General features: G+C 66.8%; 17 protein-coding genes. 5 read left to right on the forward strand and 12 right to left on the reverse strand.

Translation table 11 applies throughout. The features are described 5' to 3' along the window. Positions 1-30 precede the first annotated feature (30 nt). On the reverse strand, positions 31-1224 hold the full coding sequence (gene folP / locus MU558_RS14835) for a dihydropteroate synthase (RefSeq protein WP_246967819.1): 1194 nt from the start codon (positions 1222-1224) through the stop codon (positions 31-33). A 125-nt stretch (positions 1225-1349) separates the two neighbouring features. On the opposite strand from folP, the gene MU558_RS14840 reads away from it, so the two are divergent. Beyond that, entirely contained in the window at positions 1350-1901 is a 552-nt protein-coding gene (locus tag MU558_RS14840) for a DUF8114 family protein (protein ID WP_246967822.1), read from the forward strand. Continuing rightward, a complete protein-coding gene (locus tag MU558_RS14845; RefSeq protein ID WP_246967825.1) occupies positions 1898-2665 on the forward strand; it encodes an RNA methyltransferase in 768 nt (255 codons plus the stop codon). The genes MU558_RS14840 and MU558_RS14845 overlap by 4 nt, the downstream gene beginning before the upstream one ends. A gap of 83 nt (positions 2666-2748) precedes the next feature. On the opposite strand, the gene MU558_RS14850 is transcribed toward MU558_RS14845, so the two are convergent. Further along, complete coding sequence (locus MU558_RS14850) at positions 2749-3414, reverse strand: YIP1 family protein (RefSeq protein ID WP_246967828.1); 666 nt, start codon at positions 3412-3414, stop codon at positions 2749-2751. A 127-nt stretch (positions 3415-3541) separates the two neighbouring features. On the opposite strand from MU558_RS14850, the gene MU558_RS14855 reads away from it, so the two are divergent. Both MU558_RS14855 and MU558_RS14860 read left to right on the forward strand, forming a co-directional pair. Next, complete coding sequence (locus tag MU558_RS14855; protein WP_246967831.1) at positions 3542-4534, forward strand: ABC transporter ATP-binding protein; 993 nt, start codon at positions 3542-3544, stop codon at positions 4532-4534. Further along, entirely contained in the window at positions 4531-5427 is an 897-nt protein-coding gene (locus tag MU558_RS14860) for an ABC transporter permease (RefSeq protein ID WP_246967834.1), read from the forward strand. The genes MU558_RS14855 and MU558_RS14860 overlap by 4 nt, the downstream gene beginning before the upstream one ends. Before the next feature lie 153 nt (positions 5428-5580). Here MU558_RS14860 and gatE read toward each other — a convergent pair whose 3' ends face one another. The 9 genes from gatE to MU558_RS14905 all read right to left on the reverse strand — a co-directional run bounded on the left by gatE (position 5581) and on the right by MU558_RS14905 (position 15574). After that, a complete protein-coding gene (gene gatE, locus MU558_RS14865) occupies positions 5581-7497 on the reverse strand; it encodes a Glu-tRNA(Gln) amidotransferase subunit GatE (protein ID WP_246967837.1) in 1917 nt (638 codons plus the stop codon). Between the two features lie 116 nt (positions 7498-7613). Next, a complete protein-coding gene (locus tag MU558_RS14870; protein WP_246967853.1) occupies positions 7614-8243 on the reverse strand; it encodes a cupredoxin domain-containing protein in 630 nt (209 codons plus the stop codon). Positions 8244-8451: 208 nt separating this feature from the next. After that, complete coding sequence (locus MU558_RS14875) at positions 8452-10002, reverse strand: PH domain-containing protein (protein ID WP_246967871.1); 1551 nt, start codon at positions 10000-10002, stop codon at positions 8452-8454. Further along, a complete protein-coding gene (locus MU558_RS14880; protein WP_246967873.1) occupies positions 9999-10487 on the reverse strand; it encodes a PH domain-containing protein in 489 nt (162 codons plus the stop codon). Before MU558_RS14880 ends, MU558_RS14875 begins: the two co-directional genes overlap by 4 nt. Positions 10488-10668: 181 nt before the next feature. After that, entirely contained in the window at positions 10669-10902 is a 234-nt protein-coding gene (locus MU558_RS14885; RefSeq protein WP_246967876.1) for an HVO_2901 family zinc finger protein, read from the reverse strand. Positions 10903-11165: 263 nt separating this feature from the next. Next, on the reverse strand, positions 11166-11900 hold the full coding sequence (locus tag MU558_RS14890) for an SDR family NAD(P)-dependent oxidoreductase (RefSeq protein WP_246967879.1): 735 nt from the start codon (positions 11898-11900) through the stop codon (positions 11166-11168). Between the two features lie 184 nt (positions 11901-12084). Further along, complete coding sequence (locus MU558_RS14895) at positions 12085-13500, reverse strand: class II fumarate hydratase (RefSeq protein WP_246967896.1); 1416 nt, start codon at positions 13498-13500, stop codon at positions 12085-12087. A gap of 20 nt (positions 13501-13520) precedes the next feature. Continuing rightward, positions 13521-15116 (reverse strand): PH domain-containing protein, encoded by a 1596-nt coding sequence (locus MU558_RS14900; RefSeq protein WP_246967898.1) that lies wholly within the window; start codon positions 15114-15116, stop codon positions 13521-13523. Then, positions 15113-15574 (reverse strand): PH domain-containing protein, encoded by a 462-nt coding sequence (locus tag MU558_RS14905; RefSeq protein WP_246967901.1) that lies wholly within the window; start codon positions 15572-15574, stop codon positions 15113-15115. Before MU558_RS14905 ends, MU558_RS14900 begins: the two co-directional genes overlap by 4 nt. A 118-nt stretch (positions 15575-15692) precedes the next feature. Between MU558_RS14905 and MU558_RS14910 the strand changes: the two genes are divergently transcribed. Next, positions 15693-16148, forward strand: coding sequence for a pyridoxamine 5'-phosphate oxidase family protein (locus tag MU558_RS14910; RefSeq protein WP_246967904.1), 456 nt, complete (start codon positions 15693-15695; stop codon positions 16146-16148). A 3-nt stretch (positions 16149-16151) separates the two neighbouring features. On the opposite strand, the gene MU558_RS14915 is transcribed toward MU558_RS14910, so the two are convergent. Continuing rightward, positions 16152-16403 (reverse strand): BolA family protein, encoded by a 252-nt coding sequence (locus tag MU558_RS14915; RefSeq protein WP_246967907.1) that lies wholly within the window; start codon positions 16401-16403, stop codon positions 16152-16154. Positions 16404-16457: the final 54 nt, after the last annotated feature.

The raw sequence follows: 16457 nt of genomic DNA on the forward strand, positions 1-16457 counted from the left end.
TGTTTCGAATCCTCCGGCATAAGCTTTCTCTTACCGGGTGCGTCGTTCGAGTTCGTCCTCGATCACCGACAGCCGGCCGTCTTCGTCCCGAATTCCGGCTGCCACGCGCTCGATTGCCGCCGTCGATCCGACCAGCAGCGACCGACCGCTCGCGAGATCGATCCACACCGCGCCGCTCTCGCCTGCGACGCGCTCGAGGACGCCTCGCTCGTCTGCGGTCAGGCCGTCGATCTCGAAGGCGTGGTGGACCCAGTCGGCCGCCAGTTCGGGATCGACGTCCCGCTCGGCGAGGTGTGCGTGCAGCTCCCTCGTCGACCCAACGTCCAGCCGCGAGACCGTGACGTCGTCTCGAGTCGTCGTGGACTGCTCGGAAAACGCCGCTCCGATCAGGGCCGCGTCCCGCGTCTCGGCGACGTCGTGAGTGCGAATCACGTGTGCGCCACGCTCGACGGCCATCGACGTGGCCGCCAGGCTGACCGGCAGGCGCTCGTCGGTCTCGCGGTCGGCGATCTCGCCGAGGAAGTTCTTCCGGTTGATCGAGACCAGCATCGGCTTGCCGAGCGCGCGAAACTCCCGCAGGCGACGGAACGTCTCGCGGTCGTCCGCGAGCGTCTGTGCCTCGCTCCAGCCGCCGAAGGCGGGATCGACGATCGTCTTCTCCGTGAGGCCGTTCTGTTTCAGCGCCTCGTAAACCATGTCGACGTAGTCGGCCTCGCGTACCCACTCCTCGCTCTTGCATTCGGCCCAGTCGGTCTCCTCGATCGCGCCCGGTCGTTCGAGGTCCGGCGGGCTGGCCATCTTGACGACGGCTGCGTCGTGCTCGTCACAAACGGTCGGCATCTCAGGGTCGGCGAAGCCACAGACGTCGTTGACCATATCGAATCCCTGCGAGAGCGCCTCGTCTGCGACGGCGGCGTAGCGCGTCTCGATCGAGAAGACCGCGTCGCCGGAGACGCTCTCGAGCGTCTCGATGGCGACGTGGAGGCGCTCGAGTTCCTGCTGGGCGGTGAGAACCTCGAAGCGTTTGTTCGCCGACTCGAGTCCCACGTCGACGACGTCGGCTCCCTGGTCGATCAACTGTTCGTCGACGTAGCGGGCGGCCTCGCCGGGATCGTCGTAGACGCTCGGGTCGTACGGCGACTCCTCGCTGACGTTCAACACGCCCATGATCCGGGGCGGGTACTGGTCGCCGATCCCGAGCCCGGCCGCGTCGACGCTGTCCATACGCCCGAGTGGGGAGGCGAGATAAAAAGACGACGCGGTTCCGGCGAACTGGGCACTGGCGGCGGCCAGCGGACGACCAGACCGTGAACAGGCTCTTTTTGTCCGCTCGGTCGAAACACACGGACATGGCCAAAGTCAGCATCGGCATGCTCGGCTGGCGTTTCGACGAGGACGACATCCTCGACGAGAACGGCGAGTTCCTCCCGCTCGACGAGATGCCGGAGGACGCCCGCGAGCGGATGATCCGGCTGGACACGATCTACAACGCGCCCTGTAACGCCTGCTGGTTGATCCACGGTGACGAGAACCTAGACGAGTGTAACACTGCCCGGTACGTCTACGGCGAGCCCCTCTCGGAGGTCATCCTCTGTGAGGAACACGAACCCGACTTCGTCTACTGGTTCCGCGAGGACGGCGGCTCGGCGTACCGCGGCACCGAGGAGTTCGAAGACCAGTTCTACGAGTGGTTCCTCGAGGGCAATCGCGCACCCGAGGGATACGAGGGCATGGAGTACGTCTCGACCGACCCAGACGATCTCCCGGAGCCGCCGGAACCCGACCCGGACGAACACGGCGACCTGATGGGTGGCGACGTCTCCGATCGCGTCGGTCTCACGGACGAGGAGATCGCAGAGAGCGGCGTCGACTTCGGTTCGGAGTACCCCAGCGACGAATGAGTGACGGCCGACCGGAAGACGGTGCGTCCACCCGTCGCGATCCGCCCGCCGTCGCCATCGTCGACGCACAGACGCCCGGGAACGTCGGCACCATCGCCCGGGCGATGAAGAACTTCGGGTTCGACGACCTCCTGCTCGTCGACCCGCCGGAACTCGACCCCGACGGCGAGGCCTACGGCTTCGCGGGTCACGCCCGCGAGGACGTCCTCCCGAACGCCCAGCAGGTCACGTTCGACCACCTCGTCGAGAACTACCACACGATCGGCTGTACCGCCGTGACGGGCGAGGACGACCGCAGCCACGTCCGCTTCCCGTTCTCGACGCCCGCCGATCTCGCCGACCGCCTCCCAACGGTCGACGCTCCTACCGCGCTCGTCTTCGGCCGCGAGCGCGTCGGCCTCACCAACGAGGAACTCGCCCGGATCGACGAGATCTGCTCGATCCCGGCCAGCGCCGAGTATCCCGTCCTCAACCTCGGCCAGGCCGCGACGATCGTCCTCTACGAACTCCGTGATCTCGCGCTCGCCGAAACCCAGTTGCCGGACGTCGAGCGCGTTCGCGCCCCCGAACCGATGGTCGAGCGCCTGTACGACGAGTGGGCCGCCCTGCTCGCGGAGATCAACCACCCCGTGGAGAAACGCGAGAAGACGATGCGGATGATCCGCCGCGTGTACGGTCGCGCGGACCCGACCGAGCGAGAGATCAACACGTTCCTCGGACTATTACGCCGGGCGACTGAACGGCCGGACCTCGAGGAGCGGTGATCTCATACTGCCGGACGTAAGTCGTGAAAGATTCTCGCCGTCCCGGGGTGGCGAGAATCTTCACACAGTTACGTCCGATAGTATCAGATCGGCCCGAGCGAGAGCACGACCGGGACGGCCACGACGACAATCGCCTGTCGGAACGTCACGCCTCGAGCGACGGCAACTGCGTGTGCCCACAGGTAGCCCGACCAGAGCGTACAGAGGATCGAGAAGCCGTTCGCCACCACGAACGCCAGGCCGGGATCCGGCGGCAGCGCGTAGATCCGGGCGGGGAGCGTGACCCCGACGCTCCAGAGTTCCGTCGGCGTCGCTGGGAACGCGACCAGCAGGAGCGCCAGTACGACGACGTTGCCGAACAGCAGAGGGACGAACCCCCAGGCGACCAGCGCCGCAGTCCGGCCGAACCCGCGCTCGCTCGCGACCGGCCATGACAGCACGTGAAAAATCGCCGTATACACGAGCCAGAAGAACGCAGGACCGACGATCAGGGTCGCGAGTATGATCCCAAAGAGGCCCGGAAGGGATACTTCCCAACCCGCCGTCGCGTACCGGATCGGCGGAAACGCGCCGAGGACCTCCTCGTCGGGAATCATCGGCGACCGCAACAGCGACTGAACCGGCGGGAACACCCCGAGACACAGCACGCCGATCGCTGCGGGCACGCTGGCCGACCGCGACAGCGAGGGTGACGCGGTCTCGAAAAACCTGGCGGGATCGGCGAGGAGACGCTGCAAGCGACCGTCCATACCAGTCGTGTCGTCGGCCCGACTATTCAGCGTTTTCGGCCGACGGCGGCCCCGGTTTCCCCACAGTTTCTGGGCCAGAAACCGTGCATCCGATTCTATTTAAATAGGTCACGTCGGTCCACGTGGAATGACGGCGATCGAAACGCACGACCTGACGAAACGCTACGGCGACGTCGTCGCGCTCGACGGCATCGATCTATCGATACGCGAGGGAGAAGTGTTCGGCTTTCTCGGGCCGAACGGGGCCGGCAAGACGACGACCATCGACCTGCTGCTAGACTTCATCAGACCGACCGCCGGCTCCGCGACCGTTCTGGGATACGACGCGCAGGTGGAGGCGGACGCGGTCCGCGAGCGAGTCGGCGTCCTTCCGGACGGCTTCGACCTCTGGGAACGGTCGTCCGGCTACCGCCATCTGGAGTTCGCGATCGAATCGAAAGGCGGCGACGAGGACCCCGACGGCCTGCTCGAGCGGGTCGGCCTCGAGCAGGAGGACGCACGACGCCACGTCGGCGACTACTCGAAGGGGATGAAACAGCGGCTCGCGATGGCGATGACCCTGGTCGGCGATCCCGACCTGCTGATCCTCGACGAACCCTCCACTGGGCTCGATCCCCACGGCATCCGAACGATGCAGGAGCTGGTACGAGAGCGGGCCGCCGACGGGACGACCGTCTTTTTCTCCTCGCACATCCTCAGCCAGGTGTCGGCGGTCTGTGACCGCGTCGGCATCCTCGACGAGGGCGAGCTCGTGACGGTCGACACCATCGAGGGACTTCGGGAGACCGCAGGCGCGGGCTCGCGACTCGTCGTCCGCGTCGCCGACGAACCGACGGTCGACCTCGAGGGGATCGAAGGCGTAACCGACGTCGCCTTCGGGGACGGGTCGGTGACGGCGACCTACGTCGAGCCAGCGGCGAAGGCGACCGTCGTCCACCGACTCGTCGAGAACGGCGTCGACGTGCTCGACTTCGAGATTCGTGAACCGACGCTCGAGGATCTCTTCGAGGCGTACACGAACGGCGATCTGAAGGCGACCGACGGCCAGGCCACGAAAGCGAGTCCGTCGGCGACGACCGCGGGGTCGGCCGACGTTGCGAGCGTGGAGGTGGATCGATGAGTTACCGACTCGTCGCGCGCAAGGACTTCGAGGACGTCGTCCGCTCGAAGATGCTCTGGTCGATCCTTGGCGTGTTCGTGTTGCTGATGGCGATCATCTCCTTTGGCATCGGCACGAACGACCTCGGCGACGCGACGTGGGTCGAGATCCTCGGACTGTTCAACTCGCTCGGCGCCCAACTGCTGATCCCGGTCACGGCCCTGATCTTCGGCTACATGGCCATCGCCGGGGAGCGCCAGTCCGGGAGTCTCCGGATCCTGTTCGGCCTCTCGCACGACCGCCGCGACGTCGTCTTCGGCAAGTTCTGTAGCCGCGTCGCCATCATGGTGGTCGCCGCGGTCTTGCTCTGTCTCGTGACCCTCGGGGTGGCGCTCGCGTTGTTCGGCGTTCCCGACGTCGGGACCTTTCTCGCGTTTGCCGGATTGACGGTGCTGCTCGCGGCTTCCTTTACCGGGATCGCGGTCGGCATCTCGTCGCTGACCGGGAACCGCGCGAAGGCCATGGGCGGAGCGATCGGCAGCTACGTCGTGTTCGTGCTGCTGTGGCATCCGTTCGTCGCCGCCGTCCACTACCTGAGCGCCGGCGAACTCGTGGGCTACGATGCGCCGAGTTGGTACTTCCTGCTGTTACGGCTGAACCCGCTCGTGGCGTACCGGGACGCGCTGGGGCTGCTGACCGACCAGTACCTCTGGCCGATAATCGGCTGGTCGACCATCGTCGAGGACGTCTCCATGGAGCAGGCGTCGGGAGACGCCCTGTTGCTCACCAATCGACTGAGCGGCGACCTCCCGTTTTACCTGACCGAGTGGGGAAGCGTCGTCGTCCTGCTTGCGTGGCTGGTCGTTCCCGTCGCCGTCGGCTACTGGCACTTCTCGCGTGCCGACCTCAACTGATATACTACCGGACAACAGTCAGTGAATATCGATTGCACTCGAACGGCCGGCGCCGCCGGCGACGAGCCACCAGGCGCGATCGAGTACGTGCTGACCGGTGTTCGATCGTACGAACGTCGCCGACTGTTCACGCTCGAGGTCGTCCCCAGGCGATCAGGCGCGCTTCTGGATCTCCTCGCGCAGCAGTCGGCTCACGAGATCGCCGTCGGCCTTCCCGCGAAGCGCGCCCATGCACTCGCCCATGAGTCCGGAGAACGCCTGCATTCCTTCCTCTTCGACCTGTTTTTCGTTGCGTTCGACGACCTCGAGGATGGCCTCGCGAACCTCGTCTTCGGAGACGCCACCCAGGTCCTCGCGCTCGACCGCCTCTTCGGCGGTGAGCGAGGGCTCGTCGGCGAGCGCGGAGAGCAGGTCGCCGACGGCCTCTTTCGGAACCTCACCGTCGTCGACGAGTCGCAGGCTCTCCTCGAGGTGGTCGTCGGTGAGGTTCGCGACCGGGACGTCGTCGCGACGGAGTTCGGTGAGCGTGGACTCGAGGGTGGTCGCCGCGAGCGTCGGGTCGACGCCGTCAGACGAATCCGACGAGCCTCCGCTCGCGTCGCTCGCGGAGACGCCGCCGTCGACGACCGACTCGAAAAGCGGCATGTACTCGCCGTAGGCGACCTGCTCGGCGAGGCCGGCGTCGAGGTCGTACTCCGCCTGGTAGCGGTCGACCTTCTCGGTCAGCAGTTCGGGTTCGGGTACCGTGCTCGGGTCGGGTTCGACCGGCGGGACGTCCGTCTCGGGGTACATCCGCGCCGCACCCGGCAGCGGGCGCAGGTAGCGGGTCGTCCCGTCGTCGTTCGCGCCGCGGGTCTCCTCGGGGACGCCCTCGAGTGCGCTTTCGGCCCGCTCGGCGACGGCCTCGATGGCGCTTTCGGCGACCTCGGTTGCGGCGGCGACGATCGCGACGGCGTCTTTGGAGCCCGCGCCGACGGCCTCACGGAGGGCGGCGACTTCCGCCTCGGTGACGCCGTAGGCCGGAAGTTCGTCGGTGTGGAAGATACCGCCCGCACCGTGGCGTTTGGCGTGATCGGAAAACTCCGTACCGAGCCGGCGGTCGGGGGCGATCTCGCGGCCGACGAGGCCGTCGAAGCCGTACAGCGGGACGGCCGTGACCGAGCCGCCCGAGTCGAGTGCGCCGCGGATCACGCCGCTGTCGGTGTCCTCGAAGACCTCGGTCACGTCTACGGTGTCGCCGACGCTCGCGTCGCGAGCCTCGAGTTCGTCGGCGATCTCGACGAGTTCGGCCTGCCTGCCGACCTCGGTGCGAACGATGTCGTCGATGTCGTCCAGGCTCTGGACGCCTTTGATCTCGACGCGGGCTCCCTCGGCGATCGAGACGTTGACGTCCTGGCGGATGGTGCCGAGCCCGCGTTTTACACGCCCCGTCGAGCGCAGCAACATCCCGATCCGTTCTGCGGCCTCGAGCGCCTGCTCGGGCGTCGAGATGTCGGGGCTCGTGCCGATCTCGACGAGCGGAATGCCGAGTCGGTCCAGACTGTAGACGACGCCGTCGTCGGTCTCCTCGACCCGCTGGGCGCTCTCCTCCTCGAGCATGAGGTCCTCGATTCCCACGGCCCCCTCGCTCGTCTCGATCTCGCCGTCGACGGCGATCAGCGTCGACCGCTGGAAGCCCGACGTGTTCGAGCCGTCGACGACGATCTTGCGCATCACGTGGGCCTGGTCGATCGGCTGCATGTCCATCAGCTGGGCGATCTCGAGGGCCGTCTCGAGCGCCTCGTCGTCGAGACGGTGCGGCGGCTCGTCGTCTTCCTCGACGAGGCAGGTCGTGTCGTACGCGAGGTACTCGAACTCGCGGTCGACCCTGCTCTCTTCTAGGGCGGCCTCGTCGATCTCGCCCAGTTCGCTCCGGGTGGGGTGGAGGTAACGAGTGAACCGACGCGTCGACTCCTCGGGGTCGCGCAACTCGGTCGGACAGTTACAGAACAGCTTCGCCGCCGTGTCGAGTTGCTGGTGGATCTCCAGCCCGGCGACGAGTCCGAGCTCGTCGTAGTCGTACTCGGTCATTGGCGAGCACTCGGAGGCCGAGGGGTAAAAAACCGTCCAGTCTCGAGCGCTCCCGGCGACTCGAGTTGGTCGCGTGGCATCCGGCGTCGACTCGAGCGGTACCGGTGCGGGCGACGCTAGTAGTCGCCCCCGTGGTCGTCAGAGTCGTGGTCGTCGGAGTTGTGGTCGTCGGAGTTGTGGTCGTCGGAGTCGTGGTTGTCCGAATCGTGATCGCCGTTGGAGTCGTCTCCGTCGTCGGAATCGTCTCCGTCGTCGGAGTCGTCCCCGTCGTCGGAGTCGTCCCCGTCAGCCGAGAGATCGAATCCCCCGTTCGTCTCGACGTCGCCGCGCATCGAGTCGGGGTGGAACGAACAGTAGTACTCGGCCATCTCGTCGCTCGCGTCGACGGTCGTCGACACGGCCTCTCCCGCGTCCTCGCTCGAGTCGGACGCGGCCAGTTCCTCGCCGTCTTCGGTCTCGACGACCAGTTCGTGCTCGAGTCCGTCGAGGTTGATCCAGACGATTTCGTACTGCTGGCCGTCTTCGAGTTCCATCGTCGGATTCTCCTCGCCCTCGATCTCCTCGGGTGCGACGCCGAGCCAGTACTCCTGTTTGCCGCCGAGGACGATCGGCAGGCGGTCGTCTTCGTCTTCCCCGTCGTCCGTTTCGGTTTCGTTGTCGTCGTCCTGTGCTGCCGTGGTTCCCGCCAGTCCAGTCACTGCCGCTGTCGCACCCAGCAGTCGAAGGACGGTTCGTCGATCAGCCATGTGTCTCACGGTCGGTCTGTGGAAAGTAGGGGGCAAAAACGAGTGACACCGTTCCACGTCGATAGAAGGGTATTACCACTGAACAGAGTACGGACCGACGTGGGAAGTGCAGCGTTTCGGAATCGGTGGCGTCGACGGTCTGGCCGGGCACGACCGATCGATCGGCGCGTCGAGGAAGCGACCCGTCCTCGAGCATGGGACGGAAACGTCACGTTGGGCCGGACGTGGATTCGCCCGTCGACGAGCCGTCGACCTCGTCGTCGAACCACCCGTCGAGCGTTCGCCGCCGTCTGCGAACTCGCAGTCGTTCCTGGAGGCGGTCCGCCAGCAGTTGCTGCAACTCGAGCGCGCGGTCCGCGTCGACGTCGATCGCCGTCGCCGGCCGGCCGAAAAACGAGGCCGAACTCGCGGTGTCGGCGGTGACGCTCGCCAGTCGCCGTCGACGCTGGAAGATCGTCTGGTGGTAGACGGCGGTCTGGACCCGGTAGTAGGGGACGACCTTCGTCGTCCGCCGCCAGAACCCCGTTCGCGTGAGGAAGTACCGCTCGCCGGCGCGGTAGCCTCGGCTGCGCCACTTGAGGTGGGCGGCCGGCGGAACGAGAACCAGCAACGCGGCGACGGCGTGCCAGTCCTCGACGACCGCCGTGTAGGTCGCGAGGACGTAGCCCACGGCCATGATCGCACAGAGGGCCGCGACGTACCGCACCGCGTACCGTTCGCGCGCTCGAGACGGCGGCCGCTCGAGGTCGGTCGAGCCGAACGGTTCGATCGAGCGGGCGAGCGCGTCGACGCGACTGCGCTCGGCGAGCGGGATCGCCGACTCGGCACCGCGAGAGCCCGACTGTCCCGGCGCGTAACCGGCCGTCTCGACGGCCAGCGAGCCGTAGCCGAACCAGCGGGCCGGCACCGACTCCTTGATCGTCAGCGTCTGGACCTTCTCGAGCGGGATCGTCCCGCTGTAGCGCTGGAGCAGGCCGCGCTCGTAGTGGAGTTCGTCGCCGACGCGCGTGAGCCGGAACCCGTAGTAGCGGTTGAACGTCAACGCGGCGCTCAGGACCCACGCCGCGAGCAAGAACAGCAAGAGTGCCCAGCCGATCGCGATCAGCCCCGACCCCGGGAGGTCGCTCTCGAGGCCGTCGGCCGGGACGAACGTCGCGGGGTCGAACCCGCTGGCAAACGAGAGGGCGATGCCGCCGAGGATGCTCGCCCCGGGGTCGATCGTGAACACGCTCAAGATTGCGAGTTCGTCCGGTCGGATCGCAAACAGGAGGTCTTCGGTTTCGCCGGCGTCCTCGCGTTCGCGCTCTGTTTCTGGCCGCTCCTCGCTCGCCCCCTCACGGAGCCGTCGTCGCAGCCGTCGCGCCTCGGCTTCGTCGACGTACCGCAGGGTGACTTCCGTCTGTCCGCCGCCCGCGGTCTCGACGTGGACGGCGGCGATGCCAAGCGCCCGCTGGACGACGTTCTGTCTGACGTCGACGTTCTGGACCCGGCGGAGGGGAACCTCGCGGGCGCGCCTCGAGAGGACGCCGGAGGCGACGTCGAACGTGTTCGCGGTGAGTTCGTACTCGAATCGCTGGTAGTAGGCCAGTTCGTAGACGACGCCGACGACGATTCCGAACAGTACCATCGAGCCGATCACGAGGACGTTCCCGGGGCCGCCGGGCGAGGCGACGACGCCGAGGAAGAAAAAGAGCGTCCCCGTACTCAGGCTTCGCGAGAGCGAGCGAACCGGAACGGAGGCCGGGTGGAGTTTCGTCATACCGCGTCCTCACCGCCGCTCTCGATGGCGAGTCGTCGCAACTGTTCGCGCAGGTCCTCCGCCCGAGCCGGCGTCAATCCGGGGATCGCCACGTCGGCGCTGCGCGATCCGGCCGTGTAGACGACCACCGTCGCCAGACCGACCGCTCGCTCGAGCGGCGAGCGCCGCGAGTCGACGTGCTGGACGCGCACGAACGGAACGACGGTCTTGATGCGGGTAAAGACGCCCCGTTCGATGTAGAGGGTGTCGTCCCGAATTTCGAACCGCCAGACGCGGTAGCGCAGCCACGCGACGACGGTTCGACCGACCGCCAGAACGATCGCCAGTACGACGGTGCCCCAGAGAAGCAGCGAGTGGAAGTCGGCGAGGAGGGTCGTCGTCTGCAAGTAGAGCGCAGCACCGACGACAACCCCGCCAAAGACCGCGGTCCGGACGAGTGCCGCGACGACCCAGAGAACGCGGATCCGCGGATCGAGCCGTTCCATGTCTCTCGAGACGACAGGATCGCGAATAAAAGATCGGAAAGGGGAACTACCCCGTCGGCCTGCGCTCGAGTTCACCCGCCGCCAGTCGCTGGCCGACCTCGAGACGGCCGACACTCGAGGGCGGCGAGACAGCCGCTCCAGACGAACGCGAACGCGACGAAATCGCAGACGGCCACAGAAGTCAGTGCTGTGCTGCCCGTACGTCAGCGACGTTGATCAAATCCTCCTGGAGCCCCTCGCCGTCGCAGTCCTCGTTGGGACACTCGTAGTGCCACCCGTCTTGCGTGGCCTCTCGTTCTCGGAATCGGTCTCCACAGATCTGACAGAAGAGCTGTCCTTCCGCACAGGTGTCTCGGTGCAACTCGAGTGCGAGCTCCGTCTGGAACGACTGGTTGCAGTTGCGACAGGTGTGCATATTTCGTCTGACGCGAGCATCCCTAAAAACTGCTTGGGTTCTTTTATTCCGTCGGAAATGACGTAATACGGCTCCACTCCGCCGATTTAGGGATCGTCGGTCGACAAAAAAGAACTATCGACATTGCTTGTTACTCGAGTTCGAGTACTCCATCATCTGCCACGTTCGGACGGGGCCACTCACCACGAGATAGACTCGCACGATCGAAAGCAGGCGACGTGATCGAGTGCCGACTCGAGTCGGGGTCGCTGGAAACGGTGCCGTCACTCCAGGCGCCGTTCCCACTCGGCAGCGGACATCGATTCGCCGGTGACGCCGCCTGGCCCCTGTGCGAGCAAGGACGTGGCAGCGTCGTTCATCACGTCGGGGTCGAGAATCTCCGCCCGTTCCGCGTCGGGCAGGTGGTTCCAGAAGCGGGTCTCGACGCGTCCGCCGGGATCGGCCGCGTTGACGGTGATGCCGTACTCCTCGAGTTCGGCGGCCTGCGTCCGGGTCATCCCTTCCAGAGCCCACTTCGAGGCGACGTACGGCCCCCACCGTGCTGCGCCCCGACGACCCAGTCCCGACGAGACGTTGACGACGTTGCCGCGCCCGCCGTCGATCATCTCGAGGACAGCGTACTTCGAGAACAGGAAGACGCCGGTCACGTTCACGTCCAGAATCTGCCGGAAGTCCGTGACGTCGACCTCGTGCAGGGCGCGGCGTTCGTCGTACATGGTCAACAGCCCGATGCCGGCGTTGTTCACGAGGCCGGTCACCGTTCCGTACTCGTCGACCGTCGCGTCGACGACGGCACGCACCGCGCGCTCGTCGGTGACGTCAGCGGGTGCGACGAGCGTCTCGCCGTCCGCGTCGGCAGCGACCGCCTCGAGATCGGCCTCGCTGCGGGCGGTCAGCACGACGTTTGCCCCCTCTCGAGCGAACCGTTTCGCCATCGACGCGCCGAGTCCCCGGCTCGCGCCGGTGACGATGACCGTCTCTTCGTCGAGCGTCGTCATGTGCGGGGATACCGCTGCGGGAGCCAAAAGGTCACTGTTCCGGCGGGTCGACCACGCCGTCTCGAGGTCGCTGGCGACGGCGTACGGCTCGGTCAGTGGGGCAGTTCGCGAGGGGGTCGCGTCAAAAGGTAGGCGATTTTTGGGAGCTGACGGATCAACCTAGCTGGAACTCGCGTGGCGGACTTCAGTCGTCCTGGCCGAGAATGCCGCGCTCGGTCATCTTTGCGGGGTCGAGCACCTCGTCGGCTTCCTCCTCGTCCAGGTAGCCCTTCTCTAAGACGACCTCGCGGACGGTCTTGTCCTCCTTGAGGGCGGTCTTTGCGACGTCGCTGGCCTTGTCGTAGCCGATGTGGACGTTCAGCGAGGTGGCCATCGCCATCGACTCCTCGACGCGCTCGGCGCAGTACTCCTCGTTCGCCTCGAGTTTCGCGACGAACCGGTCGGCGAAGACCTCACTCGAGTTGGCGATCAGTTCGGCCGACTCGAGGAAGTTGTGCGCGAGGACGGGCTTGTAGAGGTTGAGATCGATCTGGCCCTCGGCAGCGCCGGCGGAGACGGCCGCGTCGTTGCCCACGACTTGCTTGTGGACCTGGTTGACGGCCTCGGCGACGACGGGGTTGATCTTGCCGGGCATGATCGAGGAGCCGGGCTGGTTCTCGGGCTGTTCTATCTCGCCCAGGCCGTTGCGCGGGCCGGAGGCGAGCAGTCGAAGATCGTTGGCGATCTTGTTCAGCGACCCGGCGACGACCCGCAGCGCGCCGTGGGCCTCGCTCATCGCGTCGTGGGCGGCCTGAGCCTCGAAGTGGTTGTCGGCTTCGCGGAACTGGACGCCGGTCTCTTTGGTGATGTACTCCGCGGCGCGGCCGGGGAACTCGGGGTGGGTGTTCAGACCGGTCCCAGTCGCCGTCCCGCCCAGCGCGAGTTCCGCGAGGTGTTCGCGGACCTTGTCGACGCGGGCCAGCCCCTTCTCGACCTGGGTGCGGTAGCCGCCGAACTCCTGGCCGAGCGTGACTGGCGTCGCGTCCTGAAGGTGCGTGCGGCCAGTCTTGACGACGTCGGCGAACTCGTCTTCTTTCTCCTCGAGCGCCTTGCGCAGCGTCTCGAGTGCGGGGATGACGTCTTTCTCGACGGCCTCGAGGGCGGCGACGTGCATCGCCGTCGGGATCACGTCGTTGGACGACTGGCCGTAGTTGACGTGGTCGTTGGGGTGGACGACGCGGTCGCCGATCTCCGCGCCCATGATCTCGGCGGCGCGGTTGGCGATGACCTCGTTGGCGTTCATGTTCGACGACGTGCCAGAGCCGGTCTGGAAGACGTCGACGGGGAACTGGTCGTCGTGTTCGCCCGCGATGACCTCGTCTGCGGCCTCGATGATCGCCTCGGCGACCTCCTCGTCGACCAGTCCGAGGTCGCGGTTGGCCTGTGCCGCCCCCTTCTTGACGACGCCGAGTGCGCGCACGAACCGGCGGCCAAACGTGATCCCCGAGATGGGGAAGTTCTGCACCGCACGCTGGGTCTGTGCGCCCCAGTAGGCGTCCGCAGGCACCTGCATCTCGCCTAGACTGTCCTCCTCGATTCGGTATTCGTCTCCGTCTGCCATACGCGAGGGGTCACGCCCGGTCAGGTAAAAGCCACCGAAACCCCGCCGTCGTCCGAACTCGTGCGATCGCGCAACGCCGACTGCAGCCGCTCGCGTGATGCGTCGTGGATCTCGCGGGCGACCTCGAGGTCGACGTCGTAGATCGTCGGATCCGACCGGGCGAACGTCCGCGAACTCGCGGTGTCGACGACCAGCGATGCGAGGCCGAGCCGTCGCTGGAAGATCGATCGTCGGGTCGAGATCGTCTGGATCCGGTAGTATGGTACCACGGTCGTCCGCCGTCGCCAGAAGCCAGCCCGGATCGCGACGTGCTCGTCGGCGACGGCGTAGCCGAGGTTCACCCACCGGAGGTGTGCAGCGGGCGGGACGGCGAGGAAGACGACGGCGGCGAGGTACCACCGCTCGATCGGCGTCACGAGCGAGACGACGAACGCAGCAGCGACGACGACGCCGGCGACGATCGCGTATCGTCCGAGGTACCGCCGCCGGGCGACCGCCGTCGGCCGCTCGAACGTCGGTTTCTCGAGACCGGAAAACCGTTCGGCAAACCGGTAGATCCGTCTCGCTCGAGCGAGCGGCACGGCCGACTGGCTGCCGCTGCCGCTGTCGGGCCCGTATCCCGCCGTCTCGACCCACAGTCCCGCGTAGCCGATCGCGCGCTGGAGTGGGTTGTCGGTGATCGTCACCGTCTGGACTTTCTCGAGCGGGATCGAGCCGCTGTAGTTCTGCAGCAGGCCGCGCTCGTAGACGAGGTCCTCACCCGCGCGGCCGAGTCGGAACCCGTAGTAGGCGAAGAACGTGTAGACGGCACCCAGCAGGTAGGTGGCGACTACCCCCTGGGCGAACGACACCGCACTCAGGATCGCGTAACTTCGGATCGAGCCCGACTCGAGCGTCGCCGGTCCGCCGAACGGCTGTGCGGTCGCGACGAGCGCGTCGAGGATCGGTCCGCTCGCGAAGAAAGCGAGAAAGAGAACGCCCGCCGCGGCGGCGGGACGGACCGACGCGAGCGAGTACAGGAGCAGTTCTCGCGGTGCCAGCTCGAACAGCAGCGTCGGACGGTGTGCGGTCGGTTCGGCGTCGCCAGTCGTCTGCTCGGCTGCCGTCTCGTCCACGACCGCTCCCGCGGGCTGGTCGTCACCGGCCGCCGTGCTCGAGGCTCGCCGGCTGGCCGCCGATTCGGCGGTCCGCTGGCGGATCGACCGCTGGAGACGCTTCGCCTCGGATTCGCCGACGAAGTCCAGCACCGCTTCGGTATCGCCACCGCCGGCCGTCTCGACGTTGACGACGGCGATCCCGAGCAGTCGGTAGACGACGCCCTGCTCGACGTCGACGTTCTGGATCCGACGGTAGGGAATCTCTCGAGTCCGTCGCGAGAGGACGCCCGAGGCCACGTCGAACGTATCCGCGGTGAGTTCGTACGCAAACCGGTAGTAGTACGCGACGCCGTAGGCGGAACCGAGGACGAACCCGACCGGTGCGAGAACGAGCGCCCAGCCGACGTCGACGAACTCGAAGACGCTCGCGAGGGTGCTGACGAAAAACGGAACCGAGAGCCCGATACCCCCACGCTGGAGGGCGTTCGTCACGGCGCTCAGTGGGTGAAGACGGTTCATACGGCGTCCTCGGTCTCGCTTTCGACTGCGAGTTCGCGGAGCGTATCCTGCAGCGCACGCGCACGGTTCGGCGTCAGCCCCGGTACGCGGACGTCGGCGTTTCGCGAGCCCGCCGTGTAGACGACGACGCTCGAGAGCCCGAGCGCCCGCTCTATGGGTCCAAATCGCGTGTCGACGTGCTGGACGCGGACGAACGGGACCGACGTCTCGACGAACGTGATCACGCCCCGCTCGAGGTAGAGGGCGTCGTCCTGGAGTTCGAATCGCCACTGCCGGTAGCGGCGGACGGCGTAGGCGACGCCGAGAACCAGCCCGATCGCGACCGCCCCGACGGGGACGGCCGTCGGCAGCGCGTACAACTGGCTGTCGATCGCCGCGAGCACCACGCCGAGCGCGACCGCGCCGAGGGCTGCTCGACCGATCCAGAGCAGTCGAATGCGGGGGTGGAGGGTCTCCATACGGGACTCGTATCAGCAATTATGGATAAAGACCCTGCTTCCGATCGTCGTCCCGCATCGAACCGGGACGCGACGGCGACGACCAAAGCACTATGCCGACCGCCCGACAGGAACCGGCATGGAGATCGTCGAGAACACGCTCGAGGACGACCTCGAGACGGTCCTCGAGCGGCCGCTGTTTTGCTTTCTCGGGACGGCGTCGAGCGAGGGTCGCCCTCGAGTCTCGCCGCTGTGGTACCTCTGGGAAGACGAGGCCGTCTGGATCATCGCCGACGGCGTCGGCAAGTCCTACACCGATCGCGTCCGGCGACGTCCCGAGACGGCGCTCGCGGTCGTCGACTTCGGTCCGCGTGCGGGCCGCGTCCACCACGTCGGCATGCGGGGCAGAGCGGCGATCGAACCGTTCGACGAAGGCCGGGCGCACAGGCTCCTCGAGCGCTACCTCGGCCCGGAGCGAGAGCGGTGGGACCCGCGGTTCGCAGACCTCGATCCCGACCGGTGGCGGTTCGTCCGCTTCGAGCCGGACACCGTCGTGGCCCGCGACCAGTCGTTCGCGCCGAGTCTTGACGGGTAGGCGCTACGACCGTTCGTCGTACTCCTCGGGCGTGTACGTCGACAGCTCGAGCGCGTGGATGTCGGTCGTCATGTGCTCGTCGAGGGCGTCGTAGACGAGCTGGTGTTGCTGGACCAGCGGGAGGCCCTCGAACGCCGGGGAGACGACGGTCGCAGAGAGGTGGTCGTCGTCGTGTTTGCCGCGTGCACGCGAGACGGTGGCGTCTGCGTCCTCGAGTCCCGCTTCGATGAGTCGTTCGACGTCGTCGGGGTTCATGTTCCGGGAGTCGTCCGCTCGCGGCAAAAACGCCGCGGTCCCGGCGACACCGAC

It is taken from the genome of Natribaculum luteum, from assembly GCF_023008545.1.
Lineage (GTDB): Archaea > Halobacteriota > Halobacteria > Halobacteriales > Natrialbaceae > Natribaculum > Natribaculum luteum.